The sequence below is a fragment of the Amycolatopsis cynarae genome (genome assembly GCF_026802195.1).
Classification (GTDB): domain Bacteria; phylum Actinomycetota; class Actinomycetes; order Mycobacteriales; family Pseudonocardiaceae; genus Amycolatopsis_E; species Amycolatopsis_E rhizosphaerae.
In genome coordinates this window covers 2,382,524-2,397,856 of the sequence record NZ_CP113836.1, presented here as the reverse complement: position 1 = coordinate 2,397,856, position 15,333 = coordinate 2,382,524, and the positions used below count along the sequence as shown (strand labels likewise).

The 15,333-nt window shown below is 71.8% G+C and carries 14 protein-coding genes; 11 read left to right on the top strand and 3 right to left on the bottom strand.

All coding sequences use genetic code 11. The annotated features are described in order from the left end of the window. The first annotated feature begins 1 nt into the window (after position 1). Genes ORV05_RS11360 through ORV05_RS11345 form a run of 4 tightly spaced genes read left to right on the top strand, consistent with a single transcriptional unit; the run spans position 2 to position 2,694 of the window. Positions 2-754, top strand: a complete 753-nt coding sequence (locus ORV05_RS11360; protein ID WP_268758423.1) for an SDR family oxidoreductase — start codon at positions 2-4, stop codon at positions 752-754. A gap of 21 nt (positions 755-775) precedes the next feature. Then, the gene (locus tag ORV05_RS11355; protein WP_268758422.1) at positions 776-1,654 is read left to right on the top strand and encodes an NAD(P)-dependent oxidoreductase; all 879 of its coding nucleotides are present in this window, start codon (positions 776-778) and stop codon (positions 1,652-1,654) included. Beyond that, positions 1,651-2,019: a carboxymuconolactone decarboxylase family protein gene (locus tag ORV05_RS11350; RefSeq protein ID WP_268758421.1), complete on the top strand. Its 369-nt coding sequence runs from the start codon at positions 1,651-1,653 to the stop codon at positions 2,017-2,019. The genes ORV05_RS11355 and ORV05_RS11350 overlap by 4 nt, the downstream gene beginning before the upstream one ends. Before the next feature lie 3 nt (positions 2,020-2,022). After that, positions 2,023-2,694, top strand: a complete 672-nt coding sequence (locus ORV05_RS11345; protein ID WP_268758420.1) for a hypothetical protein — start codon at positions 2,023-2,025, stop codon at positions 2,692-2,694. A 3-nt stretch (positions 2,695-2,697) separates the two neighbouring features. Here ORV05_RS11345 and ORV05_RS11340 read toward each other — a convergent pair whose 3' ends face one another. Next, the gene (locus tag ORV05_RS11340) at positions 2,698-3,540 is read right to left on the bottom strand and encodes an SDR family oxidoreductase (RefSeq protein WP_268758419.1); all 843 of its coding nucleotides are present in this window, start codon (positions 3,538-3,540) and stop codon (positions 2,698-2,700) included. A gap of 105 nt (positions 3,541-3,645) precedes the next feature. On the opposite strand from ORV05_RS11340, the gene ORV05_RS11335 reads away from it, so the two are divergent. Next, positions 3,646-4,335, top strand: coding sequence for an acetoacetate decarboxylase family protein (locus ORV05_RS11335; protein ID WP_268758418.1), 690 nt, complete (start codon positions 3,646-3,648; stop codon positions 4,333-4,335). Between the two features lie 155 nt (positions 4,336-4,490). Next, positions 4,491-5,084, top strand: a complete 594-nt coding sequence (locus tag ORV05_RS11330; protein ID WP_268758417.1) for a TetR/AcrR family transcriptional regulator — start codon at positions 4,491-4,493, stop codon at positions 5,082-5,084. Positions 5,085-5,150: 66 nt separating this feature from the next. Here the strand turns inward: ORV05_RS11330 and ORV05_RS11325 are convergent, their stop codons facing one another. Next, positions 5,151-5,768 carry a TetR/AcrR family transcriptional regulator gene (locus ORV05_RS11325; protein ID WP_268758416.1) on the bottom strand — a complete coding sequence of 206 codons (618 nt, stop codon included), beginning with the start codon at positions 5,766-5,768 and terminating at the stop codon, positions 5,151-5,153. Between the two features lie 82 nt (positions 5,769-5,850). Here ORV05_RS11325 and ORV05_RS11320 point away from each other — a divergent pair, with 82 nt between their 5' ends. Beyond that, complete coding sequence (locus ORV05_RS11320) at positions 5,851-7,215, top strand: cytochrome P450 (protein ID WP_268758415.1); 1,365 nt, start codon at positions 5,851-5,853, stop codon at positions 7,213-7,215. On the opposite strand, the gene ORV05_RS11315 is transcribed toward ORV05_RS11320, so the two are convergent. Then, the gene (locus ORV05_RS11315; RefSeq protein WP_268758414.1) at positions 7,202-8,779 is read right to left on the bottom strand and encodes an AMP-binding protein; all 1,578 of its coding nucleotides are present in this window, start codon (positions 8,777-8,779) and stop codon (positions 7,202-7,204) included. The two genes, ORV05_RS11320 and ORV05_RS11315, sit on opposite strands and share 14 nt — an antisense overlap. Positions 8,780-9,065: 286 nt before the next feature. Here ORV05_RS11315 and ORV05_RS11310 point away from each other — a divergent pair, with 286 nt between their 5' ends. The 4 genes from ORV05_RS11310 (at position 9,066) to ORV05_RS11295 (ending at position 15,326) form a co-directional block, all read left to right on the top strand. Continuing rightward, positions 9,066-9,536 carry a hypothetical protein gene (locus ORV05_RS11310; RefSeq protein ID WP_268758413.1) on the top strand — a complete coding sequence of 157 codons (471 nt, stop codon included), beginning with the start codon at positions 9,066-9,068 and terminating at the stop codon, positions 9,534-9,536. A gap of 7 nt (positions 9,537-9,543) precedes the next feature. Continuing rightward, positions 9,544-13,899 carry a cation-translocating P-type ATPase gene (locus ORV05_RS11305; protein ID WP_268758412.1) on the top strand — a complete coding sequence of 1,452 codons (4,356 nt, stop codon included), beginning with the start codon at positions 9,544-9,546 and terminating at the stop codon, positions 13,897-13,899. Between the two features lie 113 nt (positions 13,900-14,012). Then, entirely contained in the window at positions 14,013-14,150 is a 138-nt protein-coding gene (locus tag ORV05_RS11300; RefSeq protein ID WP_268758411.1) for a hypothetical protein, read from the top strand. 81 nt (positions 14,151-14,231) lie between these two features. After that, positions 14,232-15,326, top strand: coding sequence for an alkaline phosphatase family protein (locus tag ORV05_RS11295; protein ID WP_268758410.1), 1,095 nt, complete (start codon positions 14,232-14,234; stop codon positions 15,324-15,326). Positions 15,327-15,333: the final 7 nt, after the last annotated feature.

Sequence of the window (15,333 nt, the reverse complement as noted above, 5' to 3'; positions counted from 1 at the left end):
CATGACTCGCTTCGACGGCAAGGTCGCCATCGTCACCGGCGCCGCGCAGGGCATCGGCGAGGCCTACGCCCACGCGCTCGCCCGCGAGGGCGCCAGCGTGGTGGTCGCCGATCTCAACGAGACCGCCGGGCGGGCGGTCGCCAGGGACATCGCGGCCCGGGGCGGCAGCGCGGCCTTCACCCGGGTCGACGTGTCCGAACCGGACTCCGCTCTCGCGATGGCCGAGTTCACCGCCGAGCAGTTCGGCGGCATCGACTTCCTGGTCAACAACGCGGCCATCTACGGGACGATGAAACTCGACGTGCTGCTCAACGTCGACTGGGACTACTACAAGAAGTTCATGTCGGTGAACCTGGACGGTGCACTGCTGTGCACCCGCGCCGTGGTGCCGTACATGAAGAAACGCGGCGGTGGCGCGATCGTCAACCAGTCCTCCACCGCGGCCTGGGTCTACTCCGGGTTCTACGGGCTGGCGAAGGTGGGGGTGAACGGCCTGACCCAGCAGCTCGCGCACGAGCTCGGCTGGGCCGGGATCCGGATCAACGCGATCGCGCCGGGGCCCATCGACACCGAGGCCACGCGCACCGTCACCCCCGGCCGGATCGTGGAGAAGATGGTGGAGGTCCTGCCCCTCAAGCGGCTCGGCACCCCGGAGGATCTCGTCGGCGCCTGCCTGTTCCTGCTGTCGGACTCCGCGGCGTGGGTGACCGGCCAGATCTTCAACATCGACGGCGGCCAGATCTTCCGTTCCTGATTCGGGCAAAGGAGTGCACCAGTGGAGAAACCAGTCGGTTTCGTCGGGCTCGGCCAGATGGGGGCGCCGATGGCGCGCCGTCTGCTGGACTGGCCCGGCGGGCTCGTCGTGCACGACGCCCGGCCCGAGGCGGCCGCCCCGCTGGTGGCAGCGGGTGCCCGGGCGGTGGGCAGCCCACGGGAGGTGGCCGCCTCCGCCGAGGTGATCTCGGTGATGGTCCGGGACGACGCGCAGGTCGTCGAGGTGCTGTGCGGGCCGGAGGGGGTGGCCGGATCGGCCGCGCCGGGGACCGTGGTGGCGATCCACGCCACCATCGCCGAATCCACCGCCACCCGCCTGGCGCGCGAGCTCGCCCCGGCGGGTATCGAGGTCGTGGACGCTCCGGTCAGCGGTGGCGCGATCGGTGCGCATCAGGGCAGGCTCGCCGTGCTCGTGGGTGCCTCCGAGCCCGCTTTCCAGCGCTGCCAAGCGGTTTTCGGGCACTGGGCGAGTCTGTCGATGCACGCCGGGCCGCCTGGTGCGGGCACCCGCGCGAAACTCGCCCGCAATCTGCTGCACTTCGTCGCCTTCACCGCCGCGGCCGAGGCGCAGCGGCTGGCCGAGGCCGCCGGCATCGACCTGGTCGAGCTCGGCAAGGTGGTGCGGCATTCCGACGCCGTCACCGGCGGCCCGGGCGCGATCATGCTCCGGCCGACCACGGCGGCGGTGTCGCCGGACGACCCCTGGTTCGGCATCCTGTCGCACGTCCGCGATCTCGGGGAGAAGGACCTCGGCCTGGCCCTTCAGCTCGCCGGGGAACTCGGGGTGGACCTCCCGCTGGCACGGCTGGCGCTGGACGGTTTCGCCGCGGGGCTCGGCGTCGGGCCCGGCTGGTCCACTGTGGAAGGAGAGGAACCGTGAGCAGCAAACGGCAACAGGGCCTGGACATGATGAAGCAGGTCTACGGCTGGTCGGCGCCGGACGTCCCCGGCGACTACCTGCGGATCACCGTGGAGCACCTGTTCGCCGACATCTGGACCCGCCCGGGGCTTTCCCTGCGGGACCGGCGGCTACTGCTGCTCGGCGTGATCGCCGCGCAGGGCCTGGACGACATCGCCGCCATCCAGGTGAACGCGGCACTGCACAACGAAGAGCTCGACGAGGAACAGTTGCGCGAGATCGCGCTCTTCCTCACGCACTACGTCGGCTGGCCACTGGGCAGCAGGCTGAACACGACGGTGGAGAAGGCGATCGCGCAGCGGGCGCGCCAGGCCGAGGAGAGGTAGGACATGACCGAGCGCGAGGACTACTCGGGCGAGTTCGACCCGGATTTCCGGTTCGAGGACCTGTCCAAGGAGGCACTGGTCCGGCTGGTGCGCGAGTTCGCCCTGATCGCCCAGTTGCTGGACCGCTCGTGCATGGCGGCCATCGGCCTGCGGTACGGGCAGGAGGCGGTCGAACAGATCGCGATCGACGAGTGGAAGGGCGCGAGCCCGGTCTACACCGAGCGCATCCGCCGGATCATGAGGATCGAGGGGAACGGGGTGCCCGCGATCTTCAAGCAGCTCCAGCTCGACCCGGGGTTCGCCCAGCACTACATGGACGTCCGCTACGAGGTCGTGGACGAGAACAAGGGATACTTCGAGCTCGCCTCGTGCGGCGCGCTGCTGGACGTGGAGAAGTTCGGCGAGCGCGCGGTGCGCGGGATGTGCCACACCATCGAGGACGGCACCTTCGACATCACCGCGCAGGCGGTGAATCCGAAGGCGCGGATCCGGCCGGTGCACCGGCCGCCGCGGGTGCCCGCCGGGCGGGTGCCGCACTGCCGGTGGGAGGTCACCATCGACGACGACACCGAGGTGCTGCCCGAAGCCGACATCACGAAGCTGACGCGCGGCACGGGAGCGGCGAAGTTCGTGTTCCCGCCGATGCGGGACGGCACCCCGCACATCCCGGAATGACGTTCAGTCCCGGGGGAGGATGCCGCGCAGGCCGGCCTCGCCGTAGACCGGCCGCAGCCAGGGGGTGAAGTCCGGGCCGCGGCGCAGCCCGTGCCCACCGTCCACATTGATCACCTGACCGGTGATCCAGGCCGACTCCTCGCCGATGAGGAACCGGGCCAGCCGCGCCACGTCCTCGGGCTCGCCGATGCGGGGCAGCGGGGTGCACGCGCGGTAGTCGTCGAGGATCTCGTTCTCCGAGTCGGTGATCACGGCGACCATGCCGGTGCGGATCAGCCCAGGCCGGATGCAGTTGACGCGCACGTTGCTGGGGCCGAGTTCGTCGGCCGCCAGGCGGCACAGGTGGTCCACGCCCGCCTTGGACACCCCGTAGGCGCCGAACCAGCGGTGCGTCACGTCGGCCGCGATCGACGAAACGGCCACAAAGGAGCCCCGGCCCGCCGCGGCCATCACCGGGGCCGCGTGTTTGAGCGCGATCAGGGTGCCGGTGAGGTTGGTGTCCACCGAGGCACGCCACGCCTCGAGCGGGATCCGGGTGAGCGGGCCGACCCAGCCGGACCCGCCCGCGCAGGCGACGACCCCGTCCAGCCTGCCGCCCGCCCGCCGGACCGTCTGCTCGACGGCCGCGGCGACGGCGTCCTCGTCGGTGACGTCGGCGACGACGTAGCCCGTGCGGGCACCGGGGGCGGCGGTCTCGCCGAGCGCCTTCACCGCCTCGGCGAGCTTCTCCTCGGTGCGGCCGCACACGGTCACGTGCGCTCCGGCGGACGCGAACAGCTTCGCCACACCGAGGCCGATCCCGCCTCCGCCACCGGTGACGAGGATTCCCCAGCCTTCGACGCCCATCAGTGCCTCCCACCTAGAGAAACCTGTTCTCGACCTGGCAACCCATATCGTTATTACAGAACAGAAGACCATCGCGAATACTACAAGAACGTGTTCTACTGAGGTATGCCTGATTTCGTGATTCAGGGCGAGCGGGTCGCACTCCCGGTCGAGATCCGGACCGCCACCGCCGCCTCGGCGATGTTCCTCGTCCGCGCCGCCGCCGTCCGCTCGGTGCTGTCCTACACCGGACTGCGGGTGTTCGAGCCCCTGCCCGGCAAGGCGATCTGCTCGCTGGCCTTCGTGCGGTACGTCGACGGCGATCTCGGCCCGTACCACGAGTTCGCGGTGGCCTACCTGATCCGGCCCCCGGACCGCGGCGGCTACGGCGTGTTCATCCACTGGCTGCCGGTGAACGGCCGCTTCACCATGGAGGCGGGCCGCACGATCTGGGGTTTTCCCAAGGAGCTGGCCGAAATCGATCTCGGCTTCGACGGCGGCCACGCGCGGTGCGCGGTGCGCGACGGGGACAGCCTGATCGCCGGTCTGCGCGTCCGCCCCGGACTGCGCGTGCCGGCGGGCAGCACCGCCGCCGCGATCGACGCCTACACCCACCGCGACGGGGTGCTGCGACGCACGCAGTGGAGCATGAACCCCTCGGGCGTGCGGGCGCGCCCCGGCGGAGCGACGCTCACCCTCGGACAGCACCCGGTCGCCGAGGAACTGCGCAGCATCGGCCTGCCCAAGCGGCCCTTGTTCAGCAGCACCATCGATCTGCTGCGGATGAGCTTCGGCGAGGCCGAAGAAGTCCGCTGAGACCGCGATACCGGGCAGAGCCCTGGCCACGTGATCGGCACCGGGTTCTGACCTGGGGCTACGATGCGGGTCATGGCTGACACCACGGTGCGGGCAGGCATGCCCCTTCCCCCGAATCGGACCGGCGTGCACGGCAGCGGGCCCGCCGCACTGTGATGGAGCCCGTTCGCCGCATCGTGGACGGGCGCCGCGCCGGCACGGTGCAGCGCCTGCTGTCCGCCGCCGTCGAAGAGGTCCGGGCCGTGGAGTACCACGAGCTGACGGTGCGCTCCGTCGCGCGCCGCGCGGACGTCTCCCCCGCGACCGCCTACACGTATTTCTCGTCCAAGGAGCACCTGGTCAGCTCCATCCTGTGGTGGAAGCTGCAGGCGGTACCGATCCCGGATCCCGTACCCGGGGAAACGGCCCCGGCGCGCCTCGTCGCGGTGATCCGCGGTATCACGCAACTGTTCGCCGACGAACCGGAACTCAGCCGCGCGTGCACCACCGCGCTGCTGGCCGACGACGCCGAGGTGCGCCGCCTGCGGAACCAGATCGGCACGGAGCTGGTCGACCGGCTGACCGAGGCGATCGGCCCCATGCCGGACACCGCCGCGAAGGCGCTGACCATGGCCACCGTCGGCGGCTTCGTGCTGGCGGGCACCGGTTATCTCCCCTTCGAAGAGCTCCCCGAGCGGCTCGCCGACATCACCGACCTGCTGCTGGAAAGCGCCTCGCCCCCCAAGCCGCGCAAACGCCGCGCCCGCTGACCGGTTCGTCGCCGCTTGCCCGCGCCGCGCGGGCGCCGCACCAAGCCGTCCCGTGTGGACGCTTGCTCAGCGGTGCATGGCGGTGACGAACTGGTGGGTGGCCGCGTCCACGAGCTCCTCCGGTGTGGTCGCCAGCCGGCCGGTGAGCCAGCCGGTGAGCACCTCAGCCAGGCCGCCGACGAACAGCAGCGCGTTGATCTCCGCCCGGGGCTGCGGCAGGGCCGCCCGCCCGTGCAGCGCCTCGGCCTGGGTCACGACCAGTGCGGCGAAGTTCGCCAGCAGTTCGTGGCGGCGCAGGCGCAGCGGCGCGGAGGCGGAGGATTCGATGATCGCCACGCGGCCCTTGCGCGGATCGGCGGTCAGCAGGGTCACGAAGGCGCGGATCGCGGCCCTCGCCTTGTCCGCCACCTCACCCTCGGCTTCGCGCAGCCCGGTGAGCACGGCGTCGCGCACCTCGGCGGCGATCTGGTCGATCACCGCCAGCAGCAGTTCCTCCCGCCCGCCGAAGCTTTCGTAGAAGTACCGCTCGGTGAGCTTGGCGGCCGAGCACACCGCGGTCATGGTCGTCCGCTCGAACCCTTCGGTGCCCAGCAGCTCCAGCCCGGCTTCGAGCAGCCGGGCGCGGCGCTCGGCCCTGCGGTCGCTGGCGCTGACCCCCCGGTACGGACGACTCGTGGCTCCCATACCGCACATCTTGACAGACGGCCCTGTCTGATCGATTCTGGGCATACTTTGACTGGATGGTCTGTCAGATTTGGAGGCCCTCGTGGGCAAGGTCCTGGCAACGTCGCCGAGGAACAGCACACTCCGTCCGATCCCGGGCGATCCCGGACTGCCGTTCATCGGCTACACCCACCGCTACATGCGGGATCCGGTCGCGTTGTGGCGCGAGCGGTACGACCGCTACGGCCCTGTCTCGTGGTTCGGCTCCTTCGGCTCCCGCTTCGTCTCCCTGCTGGGGCCCGACGCCTGCGAGGTCGCGCTGATCAACCGCGACAAGGCGTTCTCCAACGGCGGGGGCTGGCGCTACCTGATCGGCCCGTTCTTCGACCGCGGCCTGATGCTGCTCGACTTCGACGAGCACCTGCTGCACCGGCGGATCATGCAGCAGGCCTTCACCAACGAGCGGCTCGCCCGCTACGCCGCCGCCCTGCACCCGGCGGTCGACGCGGGGCTGGCGCACTGGCGGCCCGGCCCGGGCTTCCGTGCCTACCCGGCAATCAAGGAGCTCACGCTCGATTTGGCCACCGGCATCTTCATGGGCGGCGCCGAAGGCAGCGGCCCGGCCAGGATGCGGCGGATCAACAGGGCGTTCATCGACTGCGTGCAGGCGGCCACGTCGATCGTGCGGGTGCCGCTGCCGGGCACCCGGTGGCGGAAGGGCCTGGCAGGCAGGCGGTTGCTGGAAGCGTTCCTGCGCGAGTACCTGCCCGCCCGACGGGACAGCGACGGCGACGACATGTTCTCCGTGCTGTGCCGGGTCGAATCCGAGGACGGCGAGCGGTTCGGCGACGACGACGTGATCAACCACATGGTGTTCCTGCTCATGGCGGCCCACGACACCTCGACGATCACGATCTCGACGATGATGCGCTACCTCGGGCAGTACCCGGAATGGCAGCGGCGGTGCCGGGAGGAGTCGGCCGCGCTGGGCACGGAAAGCCCGACGCTGAAGCAGCTCGACGAGCTGACCTCGCTGGATCTGGTGATGAAGGAGTCCATGCGGCTGGTGTCCCCGGTGCCCACCCTGGCCCGTAAGACGGTCAAGGACACCGAAGTGCTGGGCCACTTCCTGCCGTCGGGCACGCTGGTGGCGATCACCCCGCACTTCACCCACCACATGGCCGAGTACTGGCCCGATCCGGAACGCTTCGACCCGGAGCGGTTCGCGCCGCACCGCCGGGAGGACCGCGTCCACCGGCTGGCGTGGGAGCCCTTCGGCGGTGGGGTGCACAAATGCCTCGGGATGCACTTCTCCGGCGCCGAGATCAAGATCGTGCTGCACCACCTGCTGCGGCGCTTCGAGTGGCAGGTCCCGGCGGGCTACCGCGACCGGATCGACTTCACTTCGCTGCCCTATCCCAAGGACGGGCAGCCGGTCGATCTCCGTCCGCTGGTCAGATCCCGGTGATCCGTTCCTGTTTGAGCCGGATCCCCGCGGCCTCGCGGTCCCAGGTGTCCCCGGTGATCCCGGCGGAGCGCAAGAGGTGCTTTTCGATCTTGGCGGTGGGCGTCTTGGGCAGGTCGTCCAGAACGCGGATGTAGCGCGGCACCATGAAGTACGCCATCCGCTCCCCCAGGAACCGCACCAGTTCGGCCGGATCGATCTCCCGCCCGTCCACGGGAGAGACGATGGCGAGCACGTCGTCCTCACCGTGCGGGCTCGGCACGGCCACCACCGCGGCCTCGCGGACCGCGGGGTGCGCCGTGATCTCCGCCTCCACCTCGAAGGAGGAGATGTTCTCGCCCCGGCGGCGGATCGCGTCCTTCACCCGGTCCACGAAGAAGTACTCGCCGCCGGGGCTGCGGCGGAACGCGTCGCCGGTGTGGAACCACCCGTTGCGCCAGGCCTTCGCGGTGGCCTCGGGCATGTTCCAGTAGCCGGAGTTCATCGCCCACGGCCGGTCGGTCCGCAGGACCAGCTCGCCGGCCTGCCCGTCGGGCACCTCCCGGTCGTACTCGTCGACCAGCCGGGCCTGCACACCCCGGCGCACGCGGCCGCAGGTGCCCGGGGTGGCCGGATCGGGTTCGGAGATGATCGGCACCGAGGTTTCGGTCATGTTGAACAGCGCGATGACCCTGACCCCGAAACGGCGGGCGAACTCCCGCGAGTCACTGCTCAGCGGCACCATGAACACGGTCCGAAGTGGATGGTCGCGGTCGCGGGGCGAAGGCGGTTGCTTAGCCAGGAAGGTGGCCATCACGCCGAGCAGCGTGACGTGGGTGGATTCGGTGGCCCGCACCATGTCCCAGAACCGGGCGGTGTCGAACCGGTCCACCACCGCCACCGAGCCGCCCAGCAGCAGGGCGGCGTAGGTGCCGATCGTGCCGCCGGCGTGGAACAGCGGCAGGGTCAGCAGGTAGCGGTCCCCGGCACCGAACACCTCCGAGAAGGCCGCGCCCGAGGTGGCGGCCAGATGCGCGTAGGAGCACACCACGCCCTTCGACGGGCCGGTGGTGCCCGAGGTCAGGATGATCGCGTACGGATCCCAGGGCTGGACCGGCTTTTCCGGGGTCACGACCGTAGGGTCGGGATCGGCCCAGTCCTGCGCGGTCAGCGGGATCACCTGTTCGAGCTGCGCGGTGTCGATCTCGGACAGCCGCCCGGCGAGGCTGGGGTGCACCACCATCACCCGCGCGCCGGAGAGCCGGATGGCGTGTTCGAGCAGCCGTCCGCGGTAGGCGGGGTTGAGGGGGACGTAGATGGCGCCGAGCAGGTTGCTGCCGTACCACACGCGCACCGCCTCGGGCCCGTTCGGCAGCCAGGACAGCACGCGGTCCCCGTGCCGGACACCGAGCCCGGCCAGGTGGCGGGCGGCGGTGTTCGCGGCGAGCCAGGCGTCGGTGAAGGTCCACTTGGTGCCGTCACCGAAGACGACGTGCACGTCGTCGGGGCGCTGCGCCGCCTGCCGCCGCAGGACCGGCCCGAGTACGCACTCCTCGACGGAGGGAACGGCGGAGCTCCAGTAATCCATCGCGGTTCCTCGCTTTCGGTCGAGGAGGAAACGCCTTCTGTATGAGCGTTTATACAAAACCCGCCCACTCACGGTCAAGGCCACCGGGCCCCGGCAAACCCCGGTCGGCTGCCGGGAGGGGTCCCCTCACGGGAAAGAGCGCGGTTAGTCCACCCCGGGTGAAATCGGCGGAAGGTCACCTGGGTGGGTTGTTTGAAGAACGGCGGAACGGTCACCGCGTGGAGTTGATATTCGTTCGCTCGTAGCATCGACCGGGTCTTCCAACCGTTTTGCGAGGTGGCCCACGATGCCCACGAAGTCTCCGCGAACCCGGCAGGCCCGCGGCACCACGAGTGCGCAGCAGAGGGCATCGGCCGAACGCGCCGCGACAACCTCCGCACCGACTCCCGAACCGACTCCCGCGCCGACTGCCGAAACAGCCCCGCCGAAAACCGCCCCCGCCGGAGGGGACCACGGGCGCACCGCGACGGTGAACCTCCCGTTCGTCACCGCCCAGTTCCGCGTCCCCGAATTCCACCTGCCCGGCATCACCGGTGGCGACATGACGGCGGCCGCGCAGACCGCGCGTTCCTTCCTGCCGCCGCCCCGGCAGATGCTCTACTACGGCGGGCTCGCGCTCATGGCGGTGTTCGACGTGATCGAGTGGCCGGTGGCCGCCGCGATCGGGATCGGTGCGGCGATCGTGGGCCGCGGCGGGGAGTCCGAGCACCCCGCTCCCCGGCCCCGCCAGTCCCCCGAAACGCATTCGGCCCACTAGCCGATTCATGCCTCTGTCCCTCCTGCGCGATGTCGCCGCCAAGGTCGTCGCGCCTGTCGCCGAATCGCTTCTCTCCCTGGTCGGCCCCGCGCCCCGGCGGGTGGCGAACCATGACGACCGGATGCACGTCGAGGTGCGCGGGGTGCATCACCCGGGCACCGGTGATGCCGCCGAGGCGCTGCGAAGCCGGCTCAAGGACCTGGACGGCGTGCGCGACGTGGAGATCAACGGCCACTGGGGGCGGGCCGTGGTGACGCACGATCCGGCGGTCACCGATCGCGGTGCCGTGCTGGCCACCGTCGCCGAGGTCGAACGGGAGTGGGGCCTCGGCGAGTACGGGCAGTCCCCGGCGAGCGCGCGGCATCCGGCCAACCGCGGGCCCGGCATCCGTGAGGCCACCGCGCTCGGGCTGAGCCTGCTGGGCACCGGGTACTCGGTGGCCTCACGCCTGCTGCCGACGCCGAGACTGCCCGCCGCCATCCCCACCGTATTGTCCCTTGTGGACTCCGCACCCCATCTTCGCGCCGTGGTCGAGACGGCACTGGGCCGGACCACCGCCGACACCGTGTTCGCGCTCGGCAGCGCGACCGGCCAGGCACTGGCCCGCAATCCGGTCAGCCTGCTCACCGAGGCGGGCTACCGCCTGCTGCTGCACCGCGAGGTACTGGCCCGCCAGCAGGCCTGGCGCCAGTGGGAACACCGGGCCTCCCGGCTGCCGGGTGCCCATGAAGCCGAGGCGATGCACTACCCGCCGCGTCCGGTGCCCTTGCCCTCCGGCCCCATCGAGAAGCTGTCGGACACCTCCGCCGGGGTCGCCATCGCCGGCTCCGCCGCGATGCTCTTCGCCAGCCGCAACACCGAGCGGGCCACCGCGATGCTCGTCGCCGGAGTGCCGCGTGCCGCGAAGCTCGGCCGTGAGGCCTTCGCCAGCCGTATGGACACCGAACTGTCCCGCGCCGGCTGCCTGGTACTGGAGACCGACGCCCTCCGTCGCCTCGACCGCGTGGACACCGTCGTCCTTGACGCGACAATCCTGTTCTCCGGCAGGCATGTCGCCGAAACCGTGACGTCCCTTGTGGACGGTTCGAGCGGTGCGGAGCTGACGCAGCACGCTCATGATCTGCTCGACACCCGGCATCCCACCGCGAGACGGGAACGGGACGACTGGGTGCTCGCCCCCGTCCCCCGCAGCGCGCCCGCGGCAGTCCAGCGCCGGGCGAAGGAACTGGCGGGTTCCGAGGCGGTGGTACTGCTCCTGTCGCGGGGCGGGGAGGCGGTCGGGCTCGTGCGCGCCTGTCCCGAGGTCGATCCGCTGGCCGAAGCCCTGATCGAGTCCGCCCGCGCGGCGGGCTCGGTGCTGCTGGGCGGCGCGGGACCGCGCGGCAGGCTGGCGGTCGACGGCACGCTGCCCGGCGGCAGAGCGCTGGCCGGCGCGATCCGGCGGCTGCAGCAGGAAGGCAAGGTCGTCGCCGTGGTGACCGCCCGTGACCGGACCGCCCTCGCCGCGGCGGACGTGGGGATCGCCCTCCGCGGCCGCGGCGGCGCCGTCACCTGGGGAGCCGACATCGCCTGCCGAGACCGGGGCCAGGCCTGCCAGGTGCTGTCGGCGGCCGTGGAGGCTCGCCAGACCAGCAGCGAGGCCGCCCGGCTGTCGCTGATCGCCTCACTGGCGGGGGGCCTGTTCGGCGGTTTCGGTCCGGCGGCCGGCGCGGCCGCACGGGCCTCCTTCCCCGTGCACCTCTCCGCGATGCTCGCCCTGGCGCTCGGGGTCTGGCGCGGCGTCACGGTCGGCACCCGGCCCGCCCCCCAGCCCGTCGACCGCACGCCCTGGCACGAAATGTCCCCGCGAGCCGTGCTGAGACTGCTGTCCACGTCGCGTGAGGGCCTGTCCGACGACGAAGCCACGCGCCGCCACGGGCACGGCGGCGAAGTCGAGGAGATCCCCGAAACGGGGCTGGCCCGCGCCTCGGTGGACGAACTCGCCAACCCGCTGACGCCCGCGCTCGCCGCGGGCGCCGGACTGTCGGCCACTCTCGGTTCGATCAGCGACGCCGTGCTGATCGCCGGGGTGCTCGCGGTGAACGCGCTGATCGGCGGCGCCCAGCGGGTCGGCGCGCACCGGGAGCTGCGCAAGCTGCTCGACTCCAGCTCGATCCACGTCCGGCTGCGCAGGCAGGGCAGGCACCGGGACGCGCGGGCGGCCGAGCTGACCCCCGGCGACGTGATCGAACTGCGGGCCGGGGACGCCGTCCCCGCCGACTGCCGGCTGCTGGAGGCCGCGGGCCTGGAGATCGACGAATCCGGTCTGACCGGCGAGTCGCAGCTCGTCGGCAAGAGCGTGCCCCCGACCGCCGCGGCCGAGATCGCCGACCGCTCGTCGATGGTCTACCAGGGCACGGTGGTGGCCGCGGGCCGCGCACTCGCGGTGGTGGTGGCGACCGGGGAACGCACCGAGGCCGGCCGCAGCGCCCGCGCGGTGGGCGACGTGCCGAAAACCGGTGTCGAGGCCCGGCTCAACGCGCTGAGCCGCCGCACGCTGCCGGTGGCCCTCGGTGCCGGGGTGGTGCTGATGGCGGTGCATCTGCTTCAGGGACGGGGCATCACCCAGTCGCTCGGGCAGGCGGTCAGCCTCGCCGTCGCCGCCGTGCCCGAGGGCCTGCCGTTCGTGGCCACGGTGGCCGAACTCGCCTCGGCTCGGCGCCTGTCGCACCAGGGAATCCTCGTCCGCAGCGCGAACACGATCGAAGCGCTCGGCCGGGTCGACGTGCTGTGCTTCGACAAGACCGGAACCCTCACCGAGGGCAGGATCACGCTCAGGCGCGTGTCCGACGGCGCCACCGACGAAGAGATCGGCGCGCTGGGCGACGGGATGCGGGCCGTGCTGGCCGCCGCGGTGCGGGCCAGCCCGTGGCGGGAGGGGGAAGGCGGGGTGCCGCACCCCACCGACCGCGCGGTGCTCGACGGGGCGCGCCGCCTCGGCATCGGCCCGCAGGACGAGGTGGTGGGCCTGTCCTGGGTGGCCGAGATCGCGTTCGAACCGGCACGGGGCTACCACGCGACGCTGACCCGGCACGCGGACGGCCTGCTGCTCAGCGTCAAGGGCGCACCCGAGGTACTGCTCGCCCGGTGCACCCACTGGCGCGGCGCCCCCTTCGACGGGGCCGCCCGGCGGCGCGTCGAGGCCGAGATCGAGCGGCTGGCCCGGCAGGGCCACCGGGTGCTGGCGGTGGGCGAGCGGCCCGCCTCCGACCGGGCCGACCTCGACGACGAGCGGGTGGGGCGCCTGGAACTGCGGGGCCTGCTCGCGCTCGCCGATCCCATCCGCGGCACCGCGGCGGCCGCGGTGAGCCAGCTGCACTCCGCCGGGGTCGACGTGCTGATGGTGACCGGGGACCATCCGAGCACCGCCGCCGCGATCGGCGCCGAACTCGGCATGATCAACGGGCGCGGGGTGCTGACCGGGGCGGAACTCGAGGAACTCGACGACGAGCAGCTCGCGGCGGTGCTGCCGGGGGTCGCCGTGTTCGCGCGGGTCAGCCCGTCGCAGAAGGCACGGCTGGTGCGACAGTTGCGGAAGGCGAACCGGGTGGTGGCGATGACCGGCGACGGGGCCAACGACGCCCCCGCGATCCGGCTGGCGCACGTGGGGATCGCGCTCGGCACCCGGGCCACCCCCGCCGCCCGCGAGGCTGCCGACCTCATCGTGACCGACGACCGGATCGAAACCATCACCAGCGCGCTCATCGAAGGCCGGGCGATGTGGTCCTCGGTGCGGGAAGCGGTGGGCATCCTCGTCGGCGGCAACCTCGGCGAAATCGGCTTCACCGTCGGCACCGGGCTGTTCGACGGCGGCGCGGGCCTCAACGCGCGCCAGCTGCTGCTGGTCAACCTGCTCACCGACGTGCTGCCCGCGATGGCGGTCGCGGTCCGCCCGCCGCCCGGTGTCTCGCCGGACCAGCTGCTCACCGAGGGACCGGAAACCTCGCTGGGCAGCGCCCTGCTGCGCGACGTCTACCGCCGGGCCGCGGTCACCGCGGGCGCGGCCGGGGCGGGCTGGCTGCTGGCCCGCCCGGTGAGCACCCCGGGGCAGGCCGCCACCACGGCACTGGTCAGCCTGGTCGGCGGACAGCTCGCGCAGACGATCGCGCTGCGCGGGCGCACGCCGCTGGTGGTCGGCGCGGCGCTCGGTTCGCTCGGGGCGCTCGCCGTGGTGGTGCAGGTGCCCGGGTTGAGCCATTTCTTCGGCTGCCGCCCCCTGCTGCCCCACCAGTGGGCGATCGCGGGCGGAACCACCGTGGCGGCGGCCGTCGCGGAACTGCTGTGGCACGGGCAACAGCCCCGCCCTGTCCGACGAACGGAGTAACCAGAGCTTCCGAACGGGTTAACCTGCTGGCCATCTGCATCCCACCTGCCTCTCATCCCGGCGAGTGAGGCTGGGGCCGCAAGCCACGAAAGCCGCAGTTCAGGAGCCTTCCCATGCCAGACCTCATCGCCACGATCCTCGCCAAGGCGGGGATGATGCTGCTTGAGGCCGTCATCGTGCGTGTCGTGCAGGAGATCTTCGTCGCCGCGACGAAGCCGCGGCCGGCCGCGAGCGGCGTCGCCTTCGCCTGACGCCTCCGCGGCGCCGCGCTGTGCGGCGCCAAGGGGACCATGGCCCTTTCGCAGGGCACACAACGGAATACACTCCGCGAGGTGATCATCCGCCGGACCGCCGTGGCGCTCGCCGCTCTGCTGACCACCTTCTCGCTCGCCTCGGCCACGCCCGCGGCACCCGCACTGGCCACCAGAAGCGTCAGTCCGGCTGGTCACCTGTTCGTCGTCAACCTGGAGAACAAGGGCTACGACAAGACCTGGGGACCCGGCTCGGCGGCGCCCTATCTGAGCCGGGAGCTGCGTGCCCAGGGCGCGCTGCTCACCAGGTACTACGGGACGGCGCACAACAGCCTCGGCAACTACCTCGCCCAGATCTCCGGACAGGGCCCCAATCTCGCCACCCAGGCCGACTGCGTGTTCTACGGCGACTTCGCCAGGATCGGCACGCTCGCCCCCGGCCAAGCCCTCGGGCAGGGATGCGTGTACCCGGCGGACGTACCGACCGTGGCGGACCAGCTGACCGCCGCGGGCCGCACCTGGCGGGCCTATCTGGAGGACATGGGCACCCCGTGCCGCCATCCCGGGATCGGCACCTTCGACGACACGCAGAAGGCGAAGCCCGGTGACCAGTACGCCGCGCGGCACAACCCGTTCGTCTACTTCCATTCGATCCTCGACGGCCCGTCCTGCACCCGCAGCGACGTGGACCTCTCCGCGCTGCCCGCGGACCTCGCCTCGATCGGTACCACCGCCGACCTGACCTACCTCACCCCGAACCTGTGCCACGACGGCCACGACACACCGTGTGTGGACGGCGAACCGGGCGGGCTGGCCTCGGCGGACGCGTGGCTGCGCCGCTGGGTGCCGGTGATCACCTCCTCCCCCGCGTTCCGGCAGGACGGCACGCTGGTGATCACCTTCGACGAGTCGGACGGTCCCGGATCCGATTCGAGCGCCTGCTGCGGCGAGGGCCCCGGCCCCGACGCGCTCCTGCCGGGCATCTTCGGCCCCGGCGGCGGCCGGGTCGGCGCACTGGTGCTGTCGAAGTTCACCGCCCCGGGCACCACCAGCGACCAGCCGTACAACCACTACAGCCTGCTGGCCTCGGTCGAGAACGCCTTCGGCCTGCCGCATCTGGGGTACGCCGCGAGCTCGGGGGTCGCCGGGTTCGGCCGCGACGTGTTCAACCGCTGAATCCCGG

Excerpts from the sequence above, each read along its gene's own strand:
- ORV05_RS11315 (WP_268758414.1), bottom strand. The coding sequence starts at position 8,779 with ATGGATTACTGGAGCTCCGCCGTTCCCTCCGTCGAGGAGTGCGTACTC.
- ORV05_RS11310 (WP_268758413.1), top strand. The coding sequence starts at position 9,066 with ATGCCCACGAAGTCTCCGCGAACCCGGCAGGCCCGCGGCACCACGAGT.
- ORV05_RS11305 (WP_268758412.1), top strand. The coding sequence starts at position 9,544 with ATGCCTCTGTCCCTCCTGCGCGATGTCGCCGCCAAGGTCGTCGCGCCT.
- ORV05_RS11345 (WP_268758420.1), top strand. The coding sequence starts at position 2,023 with ATGACCGAGCGCGAGGACTACTCGGGCGAGTTCGACCCGGATTTCCGG.
- ORV05_RS11330 (WP_268758417.1), top strand. The coding sequence starts at position 4,491 with ATGGAGCCCGTTCGCCGCATCGTGGACGGGCGCCGCGCCGGCACGGTG.
- ORV05_RS11360 (WP_268758423.1), top strand. The coding sequence starts at position 2 with ATGACTCGCTTCGACGGCAAGGTCGCCATCGTCACCGGCGCCGCGCAG.
- ORV05_RS11300 (WP_268758411.1), top strand. The coding sequence starts at position 14,013 with ATGCCAGACCTCATCGCCACGATCCTCGCCAAGGCGGGGATGATGCTG.
- ORV05_RS11325 (WP_268758416.1), bottom strand. The coding sequence starts at position 5,768 with ATGGGAGCCACGAGTCGTCCGTACCGGGGGGTCAGCGCCAGCGACCGC.
- ORV05_RS11335 (WP_268758418.1), top strand. The coding sequence starts at position 3,646 with ATGCCTGATTTCGTGATTCAGGGCGAGCGGGTCGCACTCCCGGTCGAG.
- ORV05_RS11340 (WP_268758419.1), bottom strand. The coding sequence starts at position 3,540 with ATGGGCGTCGAAGGCTGGGGAATCCTCGTCACCGGTGGCGGAGGCGGG.